Raw genomic sequence first — 25519 nt, 5'->3', positions numbered from 1 at the left:
TGTGCTGGGCTGATGCGTATTGAGTGAAAGACGATAGATCATGGCCCATCGGTCATCAGCGCGCGGCACAGCGGCCGGGCGCAGCCAGCGGCAATTGCGCGTCGGGGAAGAAATCCGACACGCCCTGGCACAAATCCTTCAAGAGAATGAGGCACGCGACCCCCTACTGCGCGATGTCAGCATCACAGTGACCGAGGTTCGGGTTAGCCCAGACCTTAAAAACGCCTCTGCCTATGTGATGCCCTTGGGCGGCCAGGCGCCAGTTGAGGGTGCGTCGGTTGAGGATGTTGTCGCCGCACTAAACAAGGCCTCGCCCTATTTCCGGGGTCTTGTGGGCCGCTCCATGCATCTGAAATACACGCCAAACCTCAAATTCATTCTGGATGACACCTTTGAAGAGGCGGACCGGATTGGCGCCCTGCTGAACCGTGCCAACCAGGATAAGCAAGGCTTTGACCTCGATAGCCTCGAGGACGACGAGATGGCGGATGATCACCTGAAGGGTGAGGACCAGTAATGGGCCGCCGTAAGAAGGGCGATCCGGTCCATGGCTGGATGGTCGTGGACAAGCCGATCGGCGTTACCTCAACCACCGTCGTGAACCGCATCCGCCGCCATCTGAACGCACAGAAGGCAGGCCATGGCGGCACTCTCGACCCGCTGGCAACCGGCGTGCTGCCGATTGCCTTTGGTGAGGCGACCAAGACGGTCAACTACGCCCTGCATGGCGATAAATCCTATGCCTTCACCGTCCGTTGGGGTGAGGCAACCGATAGCGATGATGCCGATGGCGAGGTGATCAAGACCAGCGATGCCCGCCCGGGTGAGCAAGAGATCCTGGACGCCCTGCCGAGTTTCAAAGGCCTCATCACCCAGGTGCCGCCCAAATTCTCCGCGATCAAGATCAATGGCGAGCGTGCCTATGATCTCGCCCGTGAGGGGGAAGAGGTCGAAATCCCCACCCGTGAGGTGGAGATCTTTGAGTTCGAGCTGATCGAGATCGTCGATCAGGACCACGCCAAGTTTGAGGTCGCTTGCGGGGCCGGCACTTATGTCCGCTCTCTCGCCCGGGACCTGGCGCTAGAGCTCGGTACATTGGCCCATGTCAGCCAGTTACGGCGGCTTTCTGCCGGGCCTTTCACGGCAGATGATGCGATTCCATTGGACGAAATCGAAGATTCGTCTATAACCCACGCCCGAGAGCAGCTTTTGCTCCCGGTTGAGGCAGCGCTGGACGACATCCCGGCCCTCGCCTTAACGCGTGAAGAGGCCCAGAAACTGCGCCTCGGCCAATCGGTTAAATTCCTGTCCCGTCAGGATCGACACCGCCTAGACAACCTCGAAATGGAGGATGAGGGCGAGCCGATCTTGACCATGTCGGATGGCAAGCCGGTGGCCCTAGCGCAGTTGGACGGACCCGAGATCAAACCGATCCGTGTCCTGAACCTCTAAGCCACGCAACCGTTTTTGACACTCATCGATAGGAGATTTGACGATGTCGATTACCCTAGAGCGCAAGGCCGAGCTCATGAAAGAATATGGCCAAAGTGATAATGATTCCGGCTCACCAGAGGTTCAGGTCGCAATCCTGACCGAGCGGATCAACAACCTGACCGAACATCTGAAGATCAACAAAAAGGACACCCACAGCCGTCGTGGCCTGCTGTCCATGGTTGGTCGTCGTCGTGGTCTGCTCGACTATCTGCAAAAGAAGAGCGATGACCGCTACAAGACGCTGATCGAGCGTCTTGGTCTACGCCGCTAATTGTAGAAGGCGTATCGGCTTGATGGTGACACAGACAGCGGTGATGGGAACGCCCAGCACACCCTTACTGTCTGCGGATTTTGCCATTGGGGTCGATCAAACGAACAAGATTTTCGGTAACGGCGATTGCGGCACCCCGCGGTCGCCGTTTCCCGTTTTTGGATTTGGGCTTCGTCCGACCGAGGGTCGGGCGCAAGGCTGGCGCTCCCTCTTGCCAGCATCTCCCGATGGGCCGAAGGGTCGGCCCGCGCAAGCTTTTGGCACGGCTGATCGCTTGTTTTCATGTGCGTCCGGATGGTCCGGGCGCCGTCACATGATCGATACCTGAAGGGAACCCGGGAATAGGCTGTAGGACTGTTTGGCTGTTCACGGATCTGGCAGGGCCAGGTTTTGGTGGTATCGATCCACGTAGGTAAGGAACGAACGTAATGTTCAGTGTTTTCCGTAAGGAATTGATGTGGGGCGGGCGTAAGCTCGTCATTGAAACGGGCAAGGTTGCCCGTCAGGCCGATGGGGCCGTGATGATCAGCTATGGTGAGACCACCGTGCTGTGTACCGCTGTTGGCGCCCATTCACCACGGCCGGGTCAGGACTTCTTCCCGCTGACCGTGAACTATCAGGAAAAAACCTTCGCTGCCGGTAAAATCCCTGGCGGCTTCTTCAAGCGTGAAGGTCGCCCAACTGAGAAAGAAACCCTGGTTTCCCGTCTCATCGACCGGCCGATCCGCCCACTCTTCATTGATGGCTATAAGAACGAGACCCAGGTGGTTACCACCGTTCTGGCCCACGACCTTGAGAATGACCCAGATGTGGTCGCCATGGTCGGTGCTTCCGCTGCCCTCACCCTGTCTGGCCTGCCATTCCTGGGCCCAATCGGTGCGGCGCGCGTTGGTTACATCGATGGCGAATACGTCCTGAACCCAACCTCACAACAAATGGAAGAGAGCATTCTCGACCTGGTTGTGGCCGGCACCACCGAAGGTGTGCTGATGGTTGAATCAGAAGCGTCTGAGCTGTCTGAAGAAGTCATGCTGGGTGCGGTGAACTTCGGTATGGAGCAATTCCAACCGGTCATCGACGCCATCATCGAGCTGGCCGAAGCGTGCGCGAAAGAGCCTCGCCCAATGCCAGAGCCGACCTACGACCAAAAGGCCGTGTTCGAGAAGCTGCAAGGTGAAGTCGGTGACGACCTCAAAGCCGCTTACAAGATCAAGGACAAGGTTGAGCGTCAGGGCAAAGTCGGTGAAGCAAAAGAGAAGGCCATGGCCCTCTATGCTGAAGACGACGCGATTGAGCCAAACATGGTCGGTGAGAGCTTCAAGAAGCTCGAAGCCAGCATCGTGCGTGGTGACATCCTCGACACCGGCGTCCGGATCGACGGTCGTGACACCAAAACCGTTCGCCCGATCGTGGCGGAGGTTGGGGTCCTGCCACGTACCCACGGTTCTGCCCTGTTCACCCGCGGTGAAACCCAGGCGCTCGCCGTTGCCACCCTCGGCACCGGTCAGGATGAGCAAATCATCGACGCGCTGGAAGGCGAGTACCGTGAGAACTTCATGCTGCACTACAACTTCCCGCCATACTCTGTCGGTGAAGCTGGCCGCATGGGCTCACCTGGTCGTCGTGAGATCGGCCACGGCAAGCTAGCTTGGCGTGCGATTAAGCCGATGCTGCCATCGAAAGAAGACTTCCCCTACACCATGCGGGTTGTCTCTGAGGTGACGGAATCCAACGGTTCCTCCTCTATGGCCACCGTTTGCGGCACCTCGCTGGCGCTGATGGATGCGGCTGTGCCGCTGCCAAAGCCAGTGGCTGGTATCGCCATGGGCCTGATCAAGGAAGAAGACGGTCGCTTCGCGGTTCTGTCTGACATCCTTGGTGATGAGGATCACCTCGGCGATATGGACTTCAAAGTGGCTGGTACCAAAGACGGTATCACCTCACTGCAGATGGACATCAAAATCACCTCGATCACGAAAGAGATCATGGAAGTGGCGCTTGAGCAGGCCAAAGACGGCCGGGTCCACATCCTGGGTGAGATGAACAAGGCAATTGAAGGTGCCCGCGAAGAGGTGAACGAGTTCGCCCCACGCATCACCAGCTTCAAGATCAAGCCTGAGAAGATCCGTGAAGTCATCGGCTCCGGCGGTAAGGTGATCCGTGAGATCGTCGAAACCACCGGTTGTAAGATCGATCTGGACGATGATGGCACCGTTAAGGTTGCCGCCACCGACAACGAAGCCGCGACCCGCGCGATCGAATGGATCAAAGGCATCGCCGCCGATCCAGAGGTTGGCGTGATCTACACCGGTAAGGTGGTCAAGATCCTCGACTTCGGTGCGTTCGTGAACTTCCTCGGCAGCCGTGACGGCCTGGTGCACATCTCTGAGATTGCCAACCGTCGCATCGGTAAGGTCACCGACGTCCTGGAAGAAGGCCAGGAAGTTAAGGTGAAATGCCTCGGCTTCGACGATCGCGGCAAGGTTCGCCTGTCGATGAAAAACATCGATCAGGAAACCGGCGAAGAAGTCGAACCAGAGATGGAAGACGCGTAACACCCACAGGGTGAAACGATTTTTGAGAAGGGGCCGGCATTCGCTGGCCCCTTTGCTTTTGCACCCATAAATTGGCTGAATTCTGCCAGAGCTTTACATCCTGCGCCCATCCGGATACCGGTCTCGCATGAACGAACCAGCACCAACCCCCGCGGAAACGATACCCACCGTGAAATACGGCATGGGTCGCTATTCCCTGTTCCAGGGCTCGCTGGTCATTACCGGCTGGGTTCAGGTGATGGGCGCCCCGATTACTGGCGTTAAGCTGGTGCTGCCCGATGATCAGGTGTTTCCGCTGACACTGAAGACCGAGACGGGCGACGAAGGCTCAACCCGGTTCTCCTTTGATCAACGCTTTGAGCTAAAGACCAAGGCAAGCGACCTCGCCAGCGGTGAGCTGGTCATCGATACGCAAGATCAGCAGCAGCATAAGATCACCAATCCGGGACAGCCCCAGGGCGATGGCACCCACCAGGCCCTAGAGACCTTTATCAACGCCATGCAGGCGCAGGGTAAGCCCGGCCATCTGTTGGAAATCGGCGCCCGGGCCCGGTCCAGCATTGCCCGCCGTCACTTCGCACCGAAGGATTGGCAGTATACCGGTCTCGACATCATGGAAGGGCCGAATGTGGATGTGACCGGCGATGCCCATTCCCTGTCCCGGCACTTCCGCAAGAACACCTTTGATGCCGTTATGTCCTTCTCGGTGTTTGAACACCTGTTGATGCCGTGGAAGGTGGCCATCGAGCTTAGCAAGGTGATGAAGACCGGCGGCATCGGCCTCGTCATGACCCACCAGACTTGGCCACTGCATGAGCAGCCCTGGGATTTCTGGCGTTTCTCAGACCAGGCCTGGCACGCGATCTTTAACCCCGCGACCGGCTTTGTGATTGAGCAGGCGGTGATTGGCGAGCAGGCGTTTATTGTGCCCCGCATGTGCCACCCGACCAATGCGTTTGATGAGCATTATGAGGGCAGCCTGTCCTCCGCCGTTTTGTTCAGGAAGGTTGGTAGAAGCTCGGTCAAATGGCCGGTTGAGCTAGATGCCGTGTTGCCCACCGCCTATCCAAAGGGCGAGACGGTGATTGATGGCAAGGTTACCGGGGTTCAATCCACCGAGTAACCCAAACTGAGTAACCCAAACCGAGTGATCAGAGATGAGGCCGCTAACCCTCACCTTACCCTTACTGATCGGCCATCGCGGGGCAGCGGCCCACGCGCCTGAAAACACCCTCGCCAGCATTCGCGAAGCCAGCGCACAGGGCGCACCGATGGTGGAGTTCGATGCCACCATCAGCGGCGATACCCCACCCCAAACCATCCTGTTCCACGATGACACCCTGGACCGCACGACCAACGGCACTGGGCAGGTGGACAAAACACCCTTTGCAGCGCTTCGGGAGCTGGATGCAGGCAATGGCCAGCCAATCCCCACACTTGAGGACGCCATCGAGCTGGTCCACGCCCTAGGGCTAACGGCGAATGTTGAGATCAAGGTGGCCCCCAATAGGGATGTCGAGACGGCGATGGCGGTTATGGCCACCCTTAAGGCCTGTTGGCCCAGTGATGCGCCGCCACCCTTTATCTCCAGTTTTTCAATCGAGGCGTTGGAGGTTGCCAAGCGGGAGGCACCCGAATGGCCGCGCGGCTACCTGATCTGGGACAAGCCGGATGATTGGCGGGAAATCGCGGATCGGCTAACGGTGGCAACCATCAATGTGAACGGGGATCGCGTCACGGCCGAGGAGGTGGCGGCATTCAAATCGACGGGTCGACACGTGCTAGTGTATACCGTCAATGATACTGACCAAATGCATGAGTTGCTAGCCTGGGGTGTTGAGGGCGTGTTCACCGATACGCCCAAAACCCTGAAGCCGATCCTGGATGCCCAACCCAGGCGGCAGATTACCCTCAATGACTCGCATTAGGGAAACCTAGTCCAGAGCCAGTAAAACCCTGGCTCTTCACCTTCTCACTCGTGTCTTGGGCGACACAACCATGCGCCAATCACCCACGCTTACGTAACAAACTGGCGCAAAACCACCGGGCCCGACCGATTTAACAGTTCCGTCAAGGGACTTTAGCGAAACCGTAACACTTCCCCCGCATACACCTCCGCAATGATGTGTGCGTTCCAGTTTTGTTTTGCTGGCAAAGTTTCGACCAGCGGCGTGAGATCGGAACGGCCATGTCCAAAAACGAGAGATTGGACCCCGCACCCTGTTTGGCCAGCTGGTCGGCAAGGTGGCCACCGAGGAGGCGACGATGCAGCTTGAACTGCCGCGTGTCATCGGCCACCGGGGGGCCATGAGACTAGCCCCGGAAAACACCCTGGCCGGTATTGATCAAGCGGCACGGGAAGGGGCCAGTTGGGTCGAGTTCGACGTTAAGCTGACCGCAGATGGCATCCCGATCCTGATGCATGATGTCAGCTTAAAGCGTACCACCGGTCATCGTGCCCTGGTCCGCGACACCAGTTACCGCACCATCCGCCATCTTGATGCCGGTTACCGGTTCCATGACAGCTTCACCGGTGAGGCCGTGCCCACCCTGCCCGAAGCGCTGGCCCGCTGCGCCCTTCTGGGTATCACCCCAAATATCGAGATTAAGCCCTGTATCGGGCGGGAGCGAACGACCGCCCTCGCCGTGACCGAGGCGATTAAGGCCTATTGGCCAAAGGGTGAGCCACCGCCATTACTCTCCAGCTTCTCGGCCAAATCCTTGTTGGCGGCACGGCGTGATGCGCCTGGCTACCCGCGCGGCCTTCTGGCCAATCGATTGCCCAAAGATTGGCGGCGCCTGCATCAACGGTTGGAGCTGTCAGCCATCCATCTGAACGGCATGCATATCACCACGGCACAGATGGCCGATTTGCGGGCGGCGAACCTACCAGTGGTGGCCTGGACGATTAACCATCCACGCCTGGCGACCAGCCTGATCGCCACCGGGGTTGGCACCATCATCACCGATTGCCCAGCGGGCATCCGCAAGGCCCTGGCCCTACTGCCACCCAGCCTGCAGAAACTTCGCCGGGCCTGGGGCATCGATATGCCTGACACCCACTGGCCAGACCTGCTGCGCCTACCAGAGCTGCCCGGCCAGCTGGCACCGCCGCCGCTCTATAACCGCCTGGCCCGCTTCGCCATGAACAACATGGTTTGAAGGCAATCACGCTTGATGACTGGGTTTAGGATTGTGTCACTCCATCGACAAGCACATACTCATATACTCAGTTTCTTGAAGGTCATGAGGGCGTGACATGATGCGTTTGCTGTCGGTGGTGATTTGCCTGCTGGTTTTAAGTTTGAGTATGCCAAGTGAGGCGGAAGCTAAAATCCGAGTTGGCAATGACGACAGCACGACCAAGGTAGCGTCGGTCACCATTCCCCCCGGGCTGGCATCCAGCCTGCCGAGTGAATGGGCAAATAATGGGCGCCTGTCACACTTAGCCACGACATTCTGGCTCGGCCTCGGTGTCTACGTGGTTGATAAGGGCCTGGTCATTGAAGCCAACGGGACCGACAAATACTGGCCGATGGATGCCGAGAAGATAGCGCAACTGCAATCACTTGGCGTATTGCCAGATCCCCTACCGCCGAGCGAGATCCCAGCTGCCACCTACGTGTTTGGCTATGCCTTCTGGCCGGGCCTGCTGCTGCTGATCTTATTGATTGTCCAATCAGTTAGAAAAGCCAAACGAGCAACGAAGAAGTTTCACGCCGAGGCTGGCAGTTCATTTGCCGATCTTCTCCGTGAGGTGCTGATCGCGACCGCCAAGGCAGATGGTGAGATTGACCCACGTGAGGTGGCGCTAATCGCCGACTATATGTCGAAAATCACCGGCCAAGAGGTGAAGCAAGGCGAGATAAGAAATGCGATCGCCACACATACGCTGGAAGAAAAAGATCTGACCGATTACCTGAGCGCGATCGCAGCCGGCCTTAAACCACCCCAACGCCTAATGGTCATTGATGGTATCCGCATGTTGGCAGCAGCCGACGGCTCCGTGGACAAGTCTGAGAAGAAATTCCTGGAGCGCTGCTGCACAAGCTTGATGATTCCGAAGAAGCAAATCCGCAAGATCGTCGCCGCGACCTAGCTTTCGGCATTTGTCACCGGTGTTTGGATAAGTACCTAGCCGCCAACACATTGGAAAATATTGGTAATTTTTGTCTGGCTGCTTCTATCAAGCACGGCCATACGAGGGGATTGCGACTGCTATTTTTGTCTACTAATCAGAAACAATGGGCCTCTTTCTAAGATTATTGTTACGTATTTGATATACAAAACAAGTGTTCAGATAAGAGATTGTTGTCGAGGAGTAGATCAATGCACCCATTAAAATACAACGGTTCGCCCGGCCCTTATGAGGCCCAGCTTGAGCGGCTAGCGACCATGGGTGAGAAGCGATCAGCCCACGATCTGGCAGGGCCGATGCCCGGCTGGCAGGACATTCTGCCGAATATCGCCACCGCCGATCTCGACGCCCATATGCCCGTACTGAAAGGCATGGCAGACCGGGATGGCGCGACGCTGCACCCTGATGATCAGCTTGATCAACCGATGACCCACCACGCCACTATCGGCGCCCATTCGGTTAAAGACGGCCTGGACGCCCGTCAGCAAAGCCTCGACATCCTGACCGAGCGCGCGGCCTGGCTCTCTACCTACCTAACGCCGGAGAAGATGGACCGCGCCATTGCTTGGCGTGACCAGGTCGCCAAGGTGGCCGAACTCAGCAGCCAGATCAGCGACAACCGCAACCACATCAATCAAGACACCAGAGCGATGGAGCGGGTGGTGGCCAATGCCTTTACCGATCCCGATGCCGCCAAACAGGCTTGGGGTGAGCTGGTCTCTGCCCCCGAGACGGGCGGCCTCGCTGCGGCAGCGCGCAAGGTGTCGATGGACCCATCGATTATTGGCACCCTTAAAGGTGGTAACACCTGGCTTGGCCTCGGCGGTCCCAATGCCGAACGGCGAGAGGCGATCAACAGCCTGGCCACCCTGCCGCAATCAGCGGCCAAGATCGCCAATCATGGCCAGCAGATCACCAAGATCCGCCGCCAATACGACGCCATGGAGAAGCCCGGCCGGGGCGATGCCGAAGTGGCAGACACCCTCATGGCCATGCGCGACATCAACAGCATCAACCTGCATTACATGATGGATATGGCAGACAAGGTGACCAGGGCACAGGCGCTGATCGCCGGCCAAGAAACCGATCCGGTCACCACCGTCGTGGCGGCAAGAGAGCTGTACCATGATCTGATTGCCCAGGATGACATGGGCAGCCGCAGCGCCGCCCGCAGCCTAAGGCAGGGCCTGGCCCCAGCCTTCACCGCCATCATGGACGACCCAAGCCTGTCGGCCAGCCTTCGCGCCCAGGGCATTGAGCCAACCAACCCGCTGGCCGACAAGAAGCGACCAGGCACCGCCCGCAGCCCGGAGCGCACCGGACCCAGCAATCTGGCCTAATTACCCCCACAATTTAGGCCCTACCGCAAAGGCTCGACCAGCGATCCCATCCTCCGCTGGCGGGCCTTTCGCGTTGTGGCGCAGCACCCAGCCGGTATCACGCTGGCTCAACCCTGGTTTCGACGCCATTTTTCCTCCCAAAACGCGTCAATCGACAGATTTTTTGTCTAATTTAAGGAAACAATGCAGATTTTTATGGCCCGATTGTTACTTATATAGTATACAAAACATCATCAAACGCACCCCATTGTCTCAAGGGAGGAAACCTATGCATCCCCATCGGTATGACGGCTCACCCGGCGCCTATGCGACGCTGCTCGAGCGTTTGAGCACGATGGGGCATGAACAGGAGGCCACGCCTGATCAGTCGGCCATGCCGGCCTGGCGCGACCCGATCCCCTTCCTTGGTCAGGGTCAGCTCGACAACCACATGTTTGACATCCGCAAGATGGCGGATCGCGATGCCCCAACCCTGCATGAGTCAGATGAGCTGAACAAAAGCATGGGCCATCATGTGATTATTGGCGCCTGCTCCACCATGAATGGCCTGCCGAGCCGCCAACGCGCCCTTGAGGTGGTTGCCGAACGTGCGGCCTGGCTCAGCACCTATCTAACGCCGGAGCGTTTGGACACCGCCATTGCCTGGCGCGATCAAATGGCCCGTCGCAGCCATGTGGCCCGCCAGATGAGCGAGCAAGGCGGCCGCGCCAACATTGCGGAAAGCAGCATCGAGAATGCGATCATCCGCGCCTATGACGAGCCTGCCGTGGCACGCCGTAAATGGTCGGAACTACGCCGCGAGCTGGGCGAGGATGCCCTGGAAGCCGCCGCTCAACAGGTTGAAGAGAACCCAGAGATCCTGGGCGAGCTGAAGGGTGGCCGACGCTATCTCGGTTTCGGGTCTGAGAATGAGGAGCGGCTGAACGCCCGCACCCAGCTGACCGGCCTGGTCAACATGGCACGCGAGGCCACCCATCATCGCGGACAGGCGAACCGCCTACGCCGCCAGTACGACACGATGGACAAGCCGCCCCGCGCCGAGGGTGAGCTGGCGGAGACCCTGGCCGCCATGCGCGATATTGGCCGCACCAACCTGCACTACATGGCCAACATGCTGGACATGGTCACCCAATCGCGGGCGCTGATTACCAACCAACGTGAGAACCCGGTCGAGAGCATCTTGGCGGCCCGCAGCCATTATCAGGAGTGGAAAGACTCTGACGACCCGGGCACCCGGATCACCGCACGCCAACTGCTTGAGGGCATGAGCTCAGCCGTTGTTGCCATCCGCCGCAACCCTGACCTGGCCGCCATCCTGAAGGCTGAGGGCCTGCAGCCCGGCGACCCAATTGCCGGTGACGCGGTTGAGCCCACCACGCCTGGTCCAGAAACCCTGCCCCGGAACCAAACCCTGGGTGGCCCAACCTCACAAGCTGACGCTGCCCCCGCACCGTAAGCGACGGGCCGGATAATCGACGGAGAGCAAGAACAATGACGCCAACCCCCAACAATCCAACACCTGGCACGCCGGTTAAGCACGGCTCACTTCAGCATCTGCTCGATGCGCTGGAAGAGGATCGCCAAGCGGCCAAGCTCGGCATTAAGCCAGAGCGCCCAAAGGTCAGCGGGCCACCAACCCCGCCCTTCTATCACCTGCTGCAAGTGGTGAAGGCGAAGCGGGCAGCAGAAAAGGCAGCCACGGCCACCCCACCACCAAGGCCGTAATCCACCTTAACCGGGGTCTATCGGTTCTTAGCAATCTCAAGCAGGCAGGCGAAGGTCGCTTCCCCTGCCTCTTCGGCGTGCTGTGCCGCCCGGTTGCCAGCCTCCGCCACATCGCCATCAAGGATCGCCTTCACGATCCGGCGGTGATCATCCCACGCCTTCTGCCGCTGCTCGATATCCGTCAGCAGCACCCGCATGGATCGAACCATATGGGGCCAGGCCGCATCCGCCATTTCACCAAGTTCGGGGTTACCAGATAGTTTGTAGATCAACCGATGGAAGGCGAGATCCGCCTCGACCAATCGGGCGATATCATTGCTAGCGATTGCCCCCGACCCATCAGCCAGCATCATGGTGAGGTCGGTGCCGAGGCCGCCATCAAGGCCGCCACCGGGACCCGCCGCCGCGCCCTCAGATAGGCGCGCCAATCGCGTCGCGGTCAGCTCAGCCGCGAGCCGATCGAGGGCACCACGCACCTGATAAAGCGAGAGCAAATGATGGGGGTCCAAAGGCGCCACCATTTGACCCTTCCGACCCCGTTCAACCACCAAACCATCATGACGCAGCAGCATCAGCGCATGACTAACCGGCTGGCGACTGACCCCCAATTTGGCGGCCAGACTCTCCTGCGCCAGATAGGCGCCCGGCTGTAAATCACCGGCCATGATCGCGGCTTTTATGGCGTCGTAAGCCTCATGAACCAGGTCAGAACGGCTTGGAATCTCGCGGATCGACATCTCAACCTATGCTAGGCGCAATCACCAGAAATCGGCTTATATACTGCGTTTTTACGCATTCCGAATTCTATTTATCGAATTCAGAATGCAGAAATAGACGCTAATCGTCAATTTTGACAGAGTGCTGGAAGCTGAGATGTCGTCTTAAGAGTAACGATTTGGAAACAACCCCAACCCACCCCATCGACCACTGGCTGGGGCAGGCCAAGCGTGGCGGCGTCTGAGCGCCCTATTGTTGATTGTCCGACAAAGATGGTGTTCGACCAGTGAGCTGATCACCGACCAGCGCTGCCAACAGATTTCAAGGTTGCGGTCGTTTGAACAACGGCAAATCGGCATGTTTGAACGCCGACTTTTGAGCCTGCCGCCAATAGCGTGAGAAGCGCTTTAGGTCGGGCTCACTTTCCAGCTGCACGAGGGGCGTCGGCTCCACCACCGTGAGTGACAATCCATGCCGCACCTCCAGGTCACCCATGACCTGCCCAAGCTTCGGACAAGGGGTTGCCATGGTGGCGATTATGTCGGTGCCAGATTGCTTGGCCAGGCTGGCGAGAGTTTGCGCCGTATCACCATGATAGGTCGCAACCGGGTGATGCTCGTTCAGCGTGGCCAGGCAACCGGCAATGAAATGCAAACGCTTCAGCCCATAATGCCGATGCTCAATCACCTGATCATCGAAGACATAGGCAGCGGCTGCCTTCGGAAACCGCTCAAACACCAGCTGAGTTGGCCCCAACGCATCATCATGAACCCAAATCAGCATCGCCCAACCCCTTACTAGCCGCCCTGGCCATTTGGAAACAACCGATCAGACAAGGCGTCATAGGACGCATCAAACGGGCAGGTACCGGCCACCGCATGGGGACAGCCCTGGCAATGCTTACCATCCGTGTACTTCACCAGATTATCCCGGTTGAAGATGTAGGGCTTGTGGCCAAAAGTGCTGGCCACCCACTGCCAGGACAGATTGTTTGAGGCGGGGTCGCCATCCAGCAGATGGATAAGGAACCAACGCGCGCCCGCCTGCCACTTAACCCGGCGGTAATGAACCACATAGGCGGCCACATACATCCGCACATGATTGTGCAGATAGCCGGTTTCCCGCAGCTCATCCGCCCAATCATCCATGCATTTCAGGCCGGTTTGACCGGCTGGGATCTCATCGGGCAGCTGATCCGCATAATCACCGGCGGTAAAGCCGGTCTTCCAATCTTCCTGATCGTCCCAGACGCCATCGCCAATCTCGGCATAGACGCGGAGCCAGTAATCCCGCCAGGCCAGCTCTTGCACGAATTTGAAGGCCTGCTTGGGTTTGCCCACCTTATCCAGCGCGGCATCGCGGATCGCCGCCAACTCAACAACCCCATGGCGGATATAGGGGGAAAGGCGGGAAACCTTACCGTCCACATGGTTTCGGCTCTTCTCATAGGCCTGGGGTGCTAAGGCCTCAATCCGTGCCTTAGCCCCATCAGAACCGGGTGGCCAGTCGGCCAGGGTGTCGTCCCTTGCCGCCGCCTGCGGGAACGCAGCCGCCAAAGCAGCCAGATCGCCAGCGGCCAATGGGGCGAGGTCAATCGGCGCTGGCGCATCAATGGTACTGGCGCTTTGCCCATCAATTGGCGGATTAGGTTCAGAGACCTTGTTCATTTGGGATCAGACGACCGCATTGTGATTCATTCTTGCGGCATTGAGGTAACGCCCAAAACAGGCTCGGCAAGCCAGGAACGTGAAACAACTGGCGCAGTTTTCCGCCGTTCCGCATAGAATGGGGTTATGAGGCATTTGCTAATGAGCGATAGACCATCGATGTCAGGCGGCGCATTGGCCCAGTTTTGGGGGCGCGGCCGATGATCGAATTGGAGTGGTGGGTCATCCTAGTCGCGGTCGCGATCCTGGTGGCCGGCATGAACCTCATGCAGACCCGTGGCCGCATTCTGCGCCAGAAAGAACGCGTCGATCAGTCCTGGCGGGAGATTGAGAACCGGCTGCTGGACCGCCGCAATCGGATCCCGGCCCTGATCAAAACCCTGGAAAACCACGCCAGCAGCCAGAATATGGCCATCGACTGGGTTCGAAACTTCGCCGCCGCTGTGCGTCAGGCAATCAACCGGACCGATATCAGTGTGATTGACCCACCAGAACGGGCCAAGCGTGAGGATGAGTTGAGCAAGCGCCTGCGCGCCCTGATCGACCTTGCGGGTACCTATCCCGATGTCATGGGCAACCCGGAATATCGGGAAGCACTGGAACGGCTACAAGTGGCGACCGACCACATCAAAGCAGCGGAAGCGGACTATAACGACAATGTTCGCGACTATAACGAGCGGCTTAAGGGCTTCCCGAACAAGCAGATCGCGAATGTTTTCGGGCTTAAATCATCACGCCCATTCCGGCTGAAATCCACCCGCTGGCGGGCTGATGATGAGACTGGCGAAGACCTGCAAATGCACGAGTTCTTCGCCCGCCGATAACGGTACCGCCTAGGCTTTCACTATCGTCACATCGAACCCAACGGATAGGCCCAGCGCCTCATCCGCGCGACCCCGATTAACCGCGATCTCAACCAGCCCATTGCTGTTCACATACCAGAAGGGATGGCCCGTTTCCGTATCGCTAAAGACCCGGGCGTGCTGGATCAGCTTGCCACCCACATCCAACTGGTCAGTTTCGGCCAGATCCTCTTGCGAGAGGCCGATCATTGCGTTTCCGTAATGATCGATATAAATGACTCGAGCCAGGTGATCGGGCCAGTCCGGACGATACAGATCACCGGGTGCGGTGGGCGTTGCATCAACCCGCATCCCATTGGCTAGGCGCGCGGTCACCGGTGCGAACAGATCGCGGCCGTGGAAGCTATCGGATAGCCCCCGTTCTGGCCGCCAATCGATGCGCCAAGCCTTAGGCGGGCGGGCACCTTGTGTACTTGCCGCATGCTCCGCCTGCCGCAAGACCCCCTCAAAAAGCCCATTGTCGGGCCCCACGAACTGGCGCCCCCCGGCGGCCACCATGATCGGGTCACGATCACCACCAACACCTGGGTCAACAACGCAAAAGAACACCGACCCATCGGGCAGCGACGGCGCATAGGCAGCAAGCAGATAGCTGGCCGCCATGGGATCATAGGCCGGGGCATCGGCAAACAGGTCAATCACCGGCACTTGCGGCGCCTCAGCGGCAAAGACGGCGCGAACCTGGCCGAGGTAAGGGCCGCTTAAGCCAAAATCGGTAAAGGTAATGATCATGGTTTCAACCCGTTTTGAGGCCGCTATCGCCTAATTCGCCATAAGGACAAGGAGGGTGCCTTGATACCACGATCCTGTTACCCTGTCGGGGAGTGGTGATGGCAGGTTTTGGGGAACCACAATCAAGCCACCCAGGCGCAACAATTCTGGATGGGCGCGCAGGCCTCGCGCGACCCCAATCAATCCGACCTGATCAAACCTGCCAACACGTGACCCCTTCTCAAGACGCCAAACCCGCAAGTGATAGCCCTGTGACCAGTGCTGATAGCAGCCTGACGGCGGCGGCTGGTGCGCTGGGTGCGGTTTTAGATGGCGTGGCGCACGGCGTCGCGATCTTTGATCAAGATGACAAACTGGTCGCCTACAACGCGCCGTTTGTTGAGCTGCATAACGACACCGTCACCATAGCCGAGGGGATGGGCTACGCGGCCCTGATTGAGGCGTGCATCGATGCCAACCTGTTTGCCGATCAGGCGCTGGCGCGCGGGATGCTGCAGGGGGTCATGGACAATGCCGATGGCGATCCACTGGACCTGCTAACCGCCGAGCATCGTTGGTTGCGCATTGAAGACAGCCGGGTTGCCGCTGGTCGTATCGCGATCCGCCAAGACATAACCGAGTGGAAGCAGGCCGCCATGGCCCTGCGTGAGAGTGAGGGCCGCATGCGCGTCCTCTCTGACGCCTCACTCGAAGGGCTATTGATGCACCATGATGGGGTGATCGGCGATTGCAACAATGCCGCCGCCAATCTGTTCGGCATCGCCCAGGATCAGCTGGTCGGGCGCGACCCCGGCGAACTAGTCGCCAGCATTGATCGCAGCCGCCTCATGGAGGCGATTGCCCGCGACACTGGCAATGTGATCGAGATCACCTGCCTGAAGGGTGATGGCTCGCCCTTCCTTGCTGAGGCCCGAACCCGCCGTATTCCGACCCGCGACGGGATTGCCGGCGTGATCTCACTCCGCGATGTCACCGAACGCTTGCGGGTGCAAGAAACCTTGAGACGGCGCGAAGCGATCTTGTCTGCCGTCGGTGTTGCGGCCGAAAACTTCCTGGCTGATGAGGATTGGCGGGAAACTCTAACCAATGTGTTGGAGCGCCTCGGCACCGCCGCCGGGGTCAGCCATGTCTTCGTCCATATGCTGCAGCGGCCCGAGAATAATAACGGCGACGCCGCTGATGAGGGCGAGGTATTCCTGCCCAAGGATTATCTAGCGGCGGAGCGCTGGGCCTGGACCGCGCCTGGCTATGGCGATCCACTGTTCCAGGACAAGCTTGAAGAGTTCGACCCGGTGGCGAGCGGCCTCGCAGAGATGGCCGATCTGCGCCGTGGGCGCCCGGCGATTGAGGCACTCTCGACCGCCGATGAAGAGCTGCAAGAGTTGATGGATTACGTCGGTGTCCAATCATTCTGCCTGTTTCCAATCCGCCCCTTTGATGATGAGCTAGACCCCCTCTGGGGCATTGTTGGCTTCCTACAGTTAGATCAGCCGCGCGAATGGCTGGATATTGAGGTTGAGACCCTATCCACCGCCGTCGATCTGGTGGTGGCCGCCCTCCGCCGGGAGCGGGCCGCCGGGCAGTTAACCCAGGCGCGCGATGCCGCCGAGCGGGCCAGCCGGGCCAAATCCGAATTCCTGGCGGTTATGAGCCATGAAATCCGCACGCCGATGAACGCGGTGCTCGGCATGCTAAGCCTGCTAAGCAGTTCAGAGCTGAACGAAGAGCAGCGGGATTTTGCCGAAACGGCGAGGGATGCCGCCAACGGCCTGATGACGATCATTGAGGATATCCTCGATATCTCAAAGATGGAGGCCGGGCGCCTAATCCTGGAGAACCGGGATTTTGACCTGATTGAGCAGGTTGAGGGGCTGGTTGACCTCTTCTCCGCCCGGGCCCAGGGGCAAGGCCTCCGGATCAGCGCCGATATCCCTTTTGATGTGCCACGCTATCTGCGCGGCGATGTTGGGCGCCTGCGCCAGATCCTGCTGAACTTGTTGGGCAATGCGATCAAGTTCACCAATGAGGGCGGCATCCGCATCAGCGTGAAGCCGGTCGTGACCAGCCTAGGCAATGCCGAGAGCGCCGACGGCACCAGCACGGACCCCACCATCACCTTGCGATTTGAGGTCAGCGATACCGGCATCGGCATCGCGCCTGAGGAGCAAGAGGCCCTGTTCGGTGATTTCTACCAGGGCAGCCCCGTCCTAAACCGTAAGCATGGTGGCACCGGGCTGGGCCTTGCCATCTGTCGACGGCTGACCGAGCTGTTGAGCGGTGATATCGGCGTTACCAGCCGCCCTGACAGCGGCTCAACCTTCTGGTTTACCGCTAAGCTGCGCCTGCCGCACCGGGCCCGGGCCGAGGCACCAATGCCGCCCGCTGGCAGCGGCAAACGCTACTTAATCCTGGCCCCACCCTCCATCATCCGGGAAAGCCTGGTGGCCCAGCTCGACGGTATTGGCTGTGAGGTTGAGGTGGCCGATGATCTGTCGGATCTGCCGGTGGAGTTCCATTACAGCGCGACCCTGATCGATGCCCGGCTGTTCCGTCGTGATTTACCCACCCTACCGAAAGAAATCGCGGTGGCAAGCCCGGCGGCTGGCCGTGTGATCCTGGTCGATCAACCCCGACAGCGGGCGGAGCGGGAGCTGCATTTGGCCGGTGGCTTTGCCGATATACTGCCGGTCCCATTCCACCGCAGCGATATCGAGGCGCTGATCAAGGGCCAGCCGATCCCCCGCAAACGCACCCGGCTTAAATCCGGGGAGGATGAGGCAACGGCCAAAGCAATGGGCCCACGTGCCCTGGCCCTGGTTGTCGATGACAGCCTCTACAACCAGCAACGGCTGTCAGAGATGCTGGACGGCCAATCGATGCAGAGCATTACGGCCGGTAACGCCACCGGCGCGCTGGAGCAGACCCGAGATCTGGGCGTCGACCTCGCCATCATCGACCTGATGACACCATCGGTGAACGGTATGGCGCTGGTTGAACGCCTGCGAAGCCAACCGGAAACGGCGGAAATCCAAATCATCGGGCTGATCAACCCAGAAGAACTGCCGGATGCCAGCACCGTCTCCCTTCTGACCGCCAGCATGCCGCGCGATGCCGAAGCGTTGGAGATTAGTGAGCTCATCACCCATACGATGCAGCCAGAGGATGGTATGGGTGGCGATGGCGACCTTGGTCATGCTAGCCAAGACAACCGTGCGACCAACACAGCCGGGGGCCGACATTCCATGCAAGATGATCCGACAGATGAGACCATTGATCGTCAGGTAATCGACGGCATGCGCGAGACAATCGGCGATGATGTGGTTGATGACCTGATCGACAGCTTTGAGGTGGAGGCGCGGGATCGCGGCGCCAAAATCGCGCTGGCACTCACAACAGAAGACATTAAGGCAGTGGGTGAGGAAGCCCACGCGATGAAGAGCCTGGCGGGCTCCTTCGGCGCGCCGCGCCTTATGGCGATGACCGCCAGCCTTGAGAAGACCGCCAAACTTCTCCAATCAGAAGAACCGGCGGAAGAGCCGGACAAGAGCCTAATCTCAGATGAGATGGCGGCCCAGATTGAGGAAGAGGTCGAGCAGGTGATCCTCGCCTTGCGGGCGATCCCAATCCTCGACCGCGTGGGCACTTAAGACCCCGCTTCCCTAAGAAGCGCCCCTATGGGCGACATCAATCAGGCAAAGAAAAAGGCCCGGACGATGCCGGGCCTTAATCCTATTTGGTCGATGCTTCAAATCACTCGCGATTGCCGAGCAACATCAGCAGGAACTGGAACAGGTTCACGAAGTTGATGAACAGGCTGATCGCCCCCATCACACCCGCGCGCTGTGCAAGCTCACCGCCACCGGTCTGCAGATAAACCTGCTTCTGGTTCTGCGTGTCATAGGCAGTCAGGCCAGTGAAGGCGATGACACCGATGATGCTGATCGCAAACTGCAGGGCAGAGGATTGCAGGAAGATGTTCACGATGCTGGCGATGATCAGGCCGATAACGCCCATGATCAGGAAGCTACCGAAACCGGCCAGGCTCTTCTTGGTTGTGTAACCATAGAGCGAGGCACCGGCAAAGGTCGCCGCCGTAATAAAGAACACCCGCGCTAAGCTCTCGCCGGTATAAACCGCGAAAACATAGGCCATGGACACACCCATCACGACCGTGAAGGACCAGTAGAAGGTGTGCAGTTTACCCAGTGACCAGGTGTGGCTGCGGAACATGGCCCAGAACAGCATGGCCAGCGGCGCAAAGGCCACGACCCAGTTCAGACCGGTGCTGTAAAGCAAACCACCCAAAGGCGTATAGGCGGTGGCGAGGGCTGCAAAACCAGCAACGGCGATACCGCCGCCCACTAGATTGTAGAGGCGCAGCATGTGCTGACGCAGGCCTTCGTCAAAGCTGACGCCGGTGGCCGCTTGGCCGTACTCTACGGATTGACTCCCGTTGGACCATTCGGTCGACATCGAGATACCTCCATTGAAACTTATGCTTCCCGACCGCGAGCGCGGGCAGGCGCGATGGTGTCGTCCTTCATGCCTCTGATTAAGACATGTCTCTAACACGCACCCATCGATACCGAGCAAGATGGTGAAACAGACAAGCCGTTTCAACCAAAATCGGTGCGATCTGCACCGATTTCGACAGTGGTGACCAAAGCCCAAACCACTGGGAAATCATGAGCTTTTGCTAAAATAGCGGCAATCGAGCTGGCAAGCGCCCAACCACTAGTCATTCCGCAATAATGGTGCTGGCTTCTGGCCTAGCGCGTGCCAGGTGCCGAGGAAGCCTAGGCCGATGGTGATGACGCTGGCGATCAGGATGGTGTTGATCACCGCCATGGGCAGGAAGGTCCAGGCCATGCCCATGGTCCCAGTTAGAACCAGATAGGCAGTGATGGTGCCCGCAACCCCGGCGATTAACGCCGTGCTGATCCCCAACACGCCATATTCGGTGAGGAAGGCCCGCAGGACCGTCCATCTGGTGGCGCCCAAAACCTTCAGAACGACGGCATCATAGATCCGGCGGCGGTGACCGGCGGCGATAGCACCAGCCAGGACCAGCGTTCCGGCAACCAGGGTCACCGCGGCGGTAACCCGGACGGCGGTCGCGATATTACCCAACACGGTGTTCACCGTATCGATGGCATCGCGGACCCGAACCATAGAGATATTGGGGAAATTGGCCGGCACGCCGCGCTGGATTGCGGCCTCACTCTCCGGTGGTGCCTTGAGGGTGGCGAGGAAGGTCTGCGGTGCGTTGTCGAGCAGGCCAGGCGCATAGATCAGGGTGAAGTTGATCTGCACCGTGCCCCAATTCACCTCCCGCACATGGGCGATGGTCGCGGTGAGATCGCGGCCGAGGATATTGACCGTAATCTCATCCCCCGGGCCGATGCCGAATGCCTCGGCGATGCTCTCCTCAACCGAGACGAGCGGCGGACCATCGCGGCCTGAAACATAAGACGGGTCCCACCATTCACCGGCCCAGGTCTCACCCTGATTGGCTGGCTCAGCAGAGTAGGTGACGCCGCGATCACCATTTAGGACCCAGGCCTCATCCTCATTCACCACCGCTTCACGCGCCGGGGTGCCATTCACCTCCACTATACGGCCGCGCATCATCGGCGTGGCCCGGAAATCGGTCACCCCAGGCTCAGATTCCACCTGGTTGCGGAACGGCTCAAGCTGATCCGGCTGGATATCGACAAAGAAGAAGGTCGGCGCATCCTTCGGGATCTCATCATTCACCGCGCGGGCGAAGTTCCCCTCAATCAGGGCGATTGTAACCAAGACCGTCAGGCCGAGGCCCAGAGACAACACCACGGTGGGTGCCGGGCTGCCGGGGCGATGCAGATTGGTAAGCGCCAGACGAAGCGTTGGTGAGCGCGGGCGGCCCAGCGCCTTTGCCCCGTTGGTGATCAAACCACCGGCCGCATTGAAGGCAATCAATATTAGTACCGCCCCCGAAACGAATGCGAAGGCAAAGACCTGATGCTCCGCCGTCAGCACCGCGATGGCCCCGAGGGTCAGGGCCAAGGCGCCGGTCATCAGGACATAACGGCGGTGCGGCTCTTTCCGGTTATCGGCAAACATCTCGCGGAAAATCGCCACCGCCGGCACATCCCGGGCATAGCCAAGCGGCCAAACGGTGAAGGTCAGGGCAACGAGATAGCCGAACAGGCCGGCCAAGATCAGGCCAATACCATCAAACCCGATCGAGATACGGATCGGCAAAATGCCCTCAAGCGCCTGGCCCACAAGGATGGGCGCAATGGCCCCCACCACCAGGCCAAGGCCAATACCAATACTGGCCAGCGCCATCACCTGTAACAGATAGGCGCGGAAAATCAGGGAGCCCGGCGCACCGACGCATTTCAGCATGGCGATGGTACGGGACTTCCCATCGAGGTAACCCTTCACTGCATTGCCAACCCCTACACCACCGACCAGCAAGGCCGTCAGCCCGGTCAGGGTCAGGAACATGGTCAGCCGCTCAATGAAGTTGCGGAGTGCGGGTGAGGCATTGCGGAAGTCGCGAACCCGCCAACCGGCGGCGGGTACATTGTCGGCGATGGCCCGGCGCGCCTCATCAACGCTAACCCCATCATTCAGATCCAGGCGGTAGAGGAAGTAGATCAGGCTCCCCTCCTGCATCAGCCCGGTGTCATCCATGGCGGCAAGATCGACCATCATCCGGGGGCCGAGGGTAAAGGTGCCGCCAGAGGCACGGTCAGGCTCACGGGCAATGACATCGGTGATGGTCATATCCGCCTGGCCCAGCACAACCCGGTCGCCGATTTCGAGGTTCAGACGGATTAGCGCCCCCTCCTCAACCACAGCGCCCCAGCTGCCATCGGCCTGTTGGGCCACGGCCTCACGGAAGTCACCACCGCCTTGCAGCTCAACCTCGCCATAGAGTGGGTAAAGATCATCGACGGCCTTAAGCTCAACCAGCGTGGCCGCACCGGCGCCGAGGCCGGTGGCACCCGGCACCCTCGCCATGGCGCGCATCTCAACACCGTTTGAGACAGTGCCGATCACGTCCAGGAACGACTGCTGCTCTGGCTCGGCGGGGATATAGATCGAGCGCATGACCATATCGCCGCCCAGAATGGCGCGACCATCATCGCTCAAACTGTTGAGCACCGCGCTGGAGACGGAGCGGACAGCGGCAATAGCCGCAACCCCGATCATCAGGCACAGGATAAAGATCCGAAAACCGGCAATACCGCCGCGCAGCTCCCGCCGGGCGATGCGCCAGGCCATGGACCAGCCAGCGGCCGGATTGCCAGTTTGATCAATCACGCCCTCAGTCATCAATCAGCCTCGATCAAGCCATCGGATAGTCGGATCTGGCTATCGCATTTGGCCGCCAGCGCCGGATCGTGGGTGATCAGCAGGACCGTCGTCCCGCGCTTGGCGGCAAGGTCGAACATCAACTCAATCACCCGGTCGCCAGTGGCGCCATCGAGGTTGCCTGTCGGTTCATCGGCCAGCAGCAGTTTCGGCTGCACGGCGAACGCCCGGGCCAGGGCAACACGCTGCTGCTCACCGCCCGATAGCTGACCCGGGTAATGGGTTAAACGATGGCCGAGGCCAACCAGCTCAAGCTCCCGCTCTGCCACCTCAAACGCATCAGTACGGCCCGCAAACTCAAGCGGGATGGCGACATTTTCCAGCGCGGTCATGGTTGGTACCAGGTGGAAGGCCTGGAACACGATGCCGATATGGTCGCGGCGGAACTGGGCGAGGCCATCCTCATCCAACTTGGCGAGATCCTGCCCGGCCACCGTGACGGTGCCCTCGGTCGGGCGTTCCAGCCCGCCGATCACCATCATCATCGTGGACTTACCAGAGCCAGATGGGCCCACGATTGAGACAGTGCGACCCGCGGGGATCGAGAGATCAATCCCTTTCAGGATATTGACCGGACCGGCCTCACTCCCCAGTGTCACATGCACACCGTCGAGTTTGATCACGGGTTCTGTCGAGGCTGCGGGTGCCGCGTCGTCGAGGCCCGCTGATGAAGGATTATCTAGCATGTTCAATGCGCTTCGCCGCCCTTGCCTTAAGTCTCAAGCCGATAACCGATATGGCATTGCAGCACAGCTTTTCCATCGCTTTGGACCCTCAAGGTGCGAGTTTCACTCACTGTTTTTTGCAATCTTGCTGGCCTTCACACCTCCCGCGCTGGCGCAGGCTGCCGAACCGGTCCGCCTCATGCTCTATGGCGACAGTTTGCTGGCCGGTTATGGCCTGGCCGAAGAGCAGGCCTTTGAGGCCCAGCTTGAGGGAGCCTTGGCCGAGAATGGTTATGAGGTTGAGATCATCAACGCCTCGGTGTCCGGCGATACCACGGCCGGCGGGGTGTCCCGCCTGGATTGGGCGCTGGGTGACCGGCCGGATGCCGTGGTGCTGGCACTTGGCGGCAATGACATCCTGCGCGCCATCGACCCCGCCTCCACCCGTCAGAACCTAACCGCGATGATGGAGCGGTTCGATGCCGAGGGCATACCGGTGCTGCTGGCCGGTATGCGGGCACCAACCAGCCTGGGCCCGGAGTATCAGGCGGCGTTTGACCCGATCTATCCCGAATTGGCCCTGGAATATGAGGCAGAGTACTACCCGTTCCTGCTGGACGGCGTGGCCGGGGACCGAAGCCTGAACCAGAATGACGGCATCCACCCCAACCAAGCGGGGGCGAAAGAGATGGTGACCCGCATGCTGCCGGTCATTCAGACGCTGCTCGATGGCCTTGATGGTCGGGAGAGTTGAGCTTGCAGCCGGGTAAGAAAACCGTCTACACCGGGTTACAAGTTACGCTGAACCAACCGCTTTATGACCACCCCTGACATCACCACTGGCCCGTTTCGCCTTGCCGTTGCCCGCGGCCAGGATTGGAAAGAGGTGGCCAAACGTTGCCTGGATGACCTTGGCGCCATTGGCGGTGCCAATATCGGGTTCATCTATGTCACCGATGCGCTGGTCGATGATTTGGGCAGCATCTTAACCCTACTGCGCGGCATTACCGGGATTGAGGATTGGGTTGGTTCCGTCGGTATCGGCATCGTTGCCGGGTCTGAGGAAATCCTGGCCGAGCCAGCGCTGACCCTCATGGTTGGGCATTTGCCGGTTGGCAGCTTCCAGCTGTTCCGACGCGATAGCGATGGGTTTGGCGAGATTTCCAGCGATACGATGCCGGTGGCCGATTGGTTGACCGGGCGCCACGCGGTTGCAGCCGTCATCCATGGCGACCCGCGCGATGAAGATTTGCCGCGCCTCATCATGGACACCGCCGCCGATACGGAAGCGTTCCTGGTTGGCGGCCTAAGCTCGTCCCGCGTCGCCTTGAAACAGGTGGCCGGGAAAATCATTGAGCAGGGCGTCAGCGGCGTGTTTTTTGATGAGAATGTGAGCATTGCCACCGGCCTGACCCAGGGCTGTACGCCGGTTAGCCCGGCCCGCCCTATCACCGAGTGCGAAGACAACGTGATCATGACGGTTGAGGGGCGCCCAGCGCTTGAGGTCTTCAAGGAAGACATCGCCGAAACCCTGTCGGGGTCGGAAGAGCAGACCGAAGCCCATGTCTTTGCCGCCCTACCGGTTAGCGGTTCAGACACCGGTGATTACCTGGTTCGCAACATCCTCGGCGTGGATAATGAGCGCGGCTGGATCGCGATCTCGGAAGAGGTTGAGGAAGGTCAGCTGCTGCAATTCGTTCAGCGCAACACCTATGCCGCCATGGCGGATATGGAGCAGATGCTGCGCCGGCTGAAAGAGCGGATGCCCGAACCACGCGGTGCCCTCTATTTCTCCTGCATGGCGCGGGGCGAGAATATGTTCGGCCCCGACAGTGCCGAGGTGCGCGCCATCACCGATATCTTTGGCGAGATCCCCATGGCCGGTATCTTCGCCAATGGGGAAATCAGCCATGACCGGTTGTATACCCATACCGGCATACTCATGTTATTTGGGTAAGCCTTTCTTTTCGCACCCGAAACGAACCAT

22 protein-coding genes are annotated in these 25519 nt (G+C 59.5%); 15 read left to right on the top strand and 7 right to left on the bottom strand.

Annotated features, from left to right (window positions below):
• Positions 1 to 40 precede the first annotated feature (40 nt).
• The 11 genes from rbfA to KI792_13990 all read left to right on the top strand — a co-directional run bounded on the left by rbfA (position 41) and on the right by KI792_13990 (position 11523).
• Positions 41 to 517 (top strand): 30S ribosome-binding factor RbfA, encoded by a 477-nt coding sequence (gene rbfA, locus KI792_14040; protein ID MBV6634143.1) that lies wholly within the window; start codon positions 41 to 43, stop codon positions 515 to 517.
• Positions 517 to 1452 carry a tRNA pseudouridine(55) synthase TruB gene (gene truB / locus KI792_14035; GenBank protein ID MBV6634142.1) on the top strand — a complete coding sequence of 312 codons (936 nt, stop codon included), beginning with the start codon at positions 517 to 519 and terminating at the stop codon, positions 1450 to 1452. The genes rbfA and truB overlap by 1 nt, the downstream gene beginning before the upstream one ends.
• 43 nt (positions 1453 to 1495) lie before the next feature.
• On the top strand, positions 1496 to 1765 hold the full coding sequence (rpsO, locus tag KI792_14030) for a 30S ribosomal protein S15 (protein ID MBV6634141.1): 270 nt from the start codon (positions 1496 to 1498) through the stop codon (positions 1763 to 1765).
• A gap of 428 nt (positions 1766 to 2193) precedes the next feature.
• Complete coding sequence (gene pnp, locus KI792_14025; protein MBV6634140.1) at positions 2194 to 4320, top strand: polyribonucleotide nucleotidyltransferase; 2127 nt, start codon at positions 2194 to 2196, stop codon at positions 4318 to 4320.
• Positions 4321 to 4447: 127 nt separating this feature from the next.
• Complete coding sequence (locus tag KI792_14020) at positions 4448 to 5443, top strand: class I SAM-dependent methyltransferase (GenBank protein ID MBV6634139.1); 996 nt, start codon at positions 4448 to 4450, stop codon at positions 5441 to 5443.
• A gap of 34 nt (positions 5444 to 5477) precedes the next feature.
• On the top strand, positions 5478 to 6248 hold the full coding sequence (locus tag KI792_14015) for a glycerophosphoryl diester phosphodiesterase (protein MBV6634138.1): 771 nt from the start codon (positions 5478 to 5480) through the stop codon (positions 6246 to 6248).
• Positions 6249 to 6627: 379 nt separating this feature from the next.
• The gene (gene ugpQ, locus KI792_14010) at positions 6628 to 7482 is read left to right on the top strand and encodes a glycerophosphodiester phosphodiesterase (protein ID MBV6634137.1); all 855 of its coding nucleotides are present in this window, start codon (positions 6628 to 6630) and stop codon (positions 7480 to 7482) included.
• Between the two features lie 106 nt (positions 7483 to 7588).
• Complete coding sequence (locus KI792_14005; protein ID MBV6634136.1) at positions 7589 to 8419, top strand: TerB family tellurite resistance protein; 831 nt, start codon at positions 7589 to 7591, stop codon at positions 8417 to 8419.
• Positions 8420 to 8649: 230 nt separating this feature from the next.
• A complete protein-coding gene (locus tag KI792_14000) occupies positions 8650 to 9798 on the top strand; it encodes a hypothetical protein (protein ID MBV6634135.1) in 1149 nt (382 codons plus the stop codon).
• 268 nt (positions 9799 to 10066) lie between these two features.
• The gene (locus KI792_13995) at positions 10067 to 11254 is read left to right on the top strand and encodes a hypothetical protein (protein MBV6634134.1); all 1188 of its coding nucleotides are present in this window, start codon (positions 10067 to 10069) and stop codon (positions 11252 to 11254) included.
• 35 nt (positions 11255 to 11289) lie between these two features.
• Positions 11290 to 11523, top strand: a complete 234-nt coding sequence (locus KI792_13990; protein ID MBV6634133.1) for a hypothetical protein — start codon at positions 11290 to 11292, stop codon at positions 11521 to 11523.
• Positions 11524 to 11540: 17 nt separating this feature from the next.
• Here the strand turns inward: KI792_13990 and KI792_13985 are convergent, their stop codons facing one another.
• The 3 genes from KI792_13985 to KI792_13975 form a co-directional block, all read right to left on the bottom strand.
• Entirely contained in the window at positions 11541 to 12260 is a 720-nt protein-coding gene (locus KI792_13985; protein ID MBV6634132.1) for a GntR family transcriptional regulator, read from the bottom strand.
• Between the two features lie 301 nt (positions 12261 to 12561).
• On the bottom strand, positions 12562 to 13023 hold the full coding sequence (locus tag KI792_13980; protein MBV6634131.1) for a hypothetical protein: 462 nt from the start codon (positions 13021 to 13023) through the stop codon (positions 12562 to 12564).
• A 14-nt stretch (positions 13024 to 13037) separates the two neighbouring features.
• On the bottom strand, positions 13038 to 13907 hold the full coding sequence (locus tag KI792_13975; GenBank protein MBV6634130.1) for a deoxyribodipyrimidine photo-lyase: 870 nt from the start codon (positions 13905 to 13907) through the stop codon (positions 13038 to 13040).
• A gap of 200 nt (positions 13908 to 14107) precedes the next feature.
• On the opposite strand from KI792_13975, the gene KI792_13970 reads away from it, so the two are divergent.
• Positions 14108 to 14731, top strand: coding sequence for a LemA family protein (locus KI792_13970; GenBank protein ID MBV6634129.1), 624 nt, complete (start codon positions 14108 to 14110; stop codon positions 14729 to 14731).
• Between the two features lie 9 nt (positions 14732 to 14740).
• Here the strand turns inward: KI792_13970 and KI792_13965 are convergent, their stop codons facing one another.
• Positions 14741 to 15502: an SAM-dependent chlorinase/fluorinase gene (locus KI792_13965; protein MBV6634128.1), complete on the bottom strand. Its 762-nt coding sequence runs from the start codon at positions 15500 to 15502 to the stop codon at positions 14741 to 14743.
• 209 nt (positions 15503 to 15711) lie between these two features.
• Here KI792_13965 and KI792_13960 point away from each other — a divergent pair, with 209 nt between their 5' ends.
• Positions 15712 to 19149, top strand: coding sequence for a PAS domain S-box protein (locus KI792_13960; GenBank protein ID MBV6634127.1), 3438 nt, complete (start codon positions 15712 to 15714; stop codon positions 19147 to 19149).
• A gap of 103 nt (positions 19150 to 19252) precedes the next feature.
• Here the strand turns inward: KI792_13960 and KI792_13955 are convergent, their stop codons facing one another.
• From KI792_13955 to KI792_13945, 3 genes are all read right to left on the bottom strand, one after another.
• Positions 19253 to 19975, bottom strand: a complete 723-nt coding sequence (locus KI792_13955) for a Bax inhibitor-1/YccA family protein (protein ID MBV6634126.1) — start codon at positions 19973 to 19975, stop codon at positions 19253 to 19255.
• A 261-nt stretch (positions 19976 to 20236) separates the two neighbouring features.
• On the bottom strand, positions 20237 to 22828 hold the full coding sequence (locus tag KI792_13950) for an ABC transporter permease (protein ID MBV6634125.1): 2592 nt from the start codon (positions 22826 to 22828) through the stop codon (positions 20237 to 20239).
• Positions 22828 to 23553 carry an ABC transporter ATP-binding protein gene (locus KI792_13945; GenBank protein ID MBV6634124.1) on the bottom strand — a complete coding sequence of 242 codons (726 nt, stop codon included), beginning with the start codon at positions 23551 to 23553 and terminating at the stop codon, positions 22828 to 22830. The genes KI792_13950 and KI792_13945 overlap by 1 nt, the downstream gene beginning before the upstream one ends.
• On the opposite strand from KI792_13945, the gene KI792_13940 reads away from it, so the two are divergent.
• Both KI792_13940 and KI792_13935 read left to right on the top strand, forming a co-directional pair.
• The gene (locus tag KI792_13940; protein MBV6634123.1) at positions 23552 to 24286 is read left to right on the top strand and encodes an arylesterase; all 735 of its coding nucleotides are present in this window, start codon (positions 23552 to 23554) and stop codon (positions 24284 to 24286) included. The genes KI792_13945 and KI792_13940 overlap by 2 nt on opposite strands.
• A 63-nt stretch (positions 24287 to 24349) precedes the next feature.
• Entirely contained in the window at positions 24350 to 25489 is a 1140-nt protein-coding gene (locus tag KI792_13935) for an FIST C-terminal domain-containing protein (protein ID MBV6634122.1), read from the top strand.
• Positions 25490 to 25519: the final 30 nt, after the last annotated feature.

It is taken from the genome of Alphaproteobacteria bacterium SS10 (assembly GCA_019192455.1).
Lineage (GTDB): Bacteria > Pseudomonadota > Alphaproteobacteria > TMED2 > TMED2 > TMED2.
Note: the sequence above shows the minus strand (reverse complement) of the source record. Positions and strands in the feature narration are given on the sequence as shown.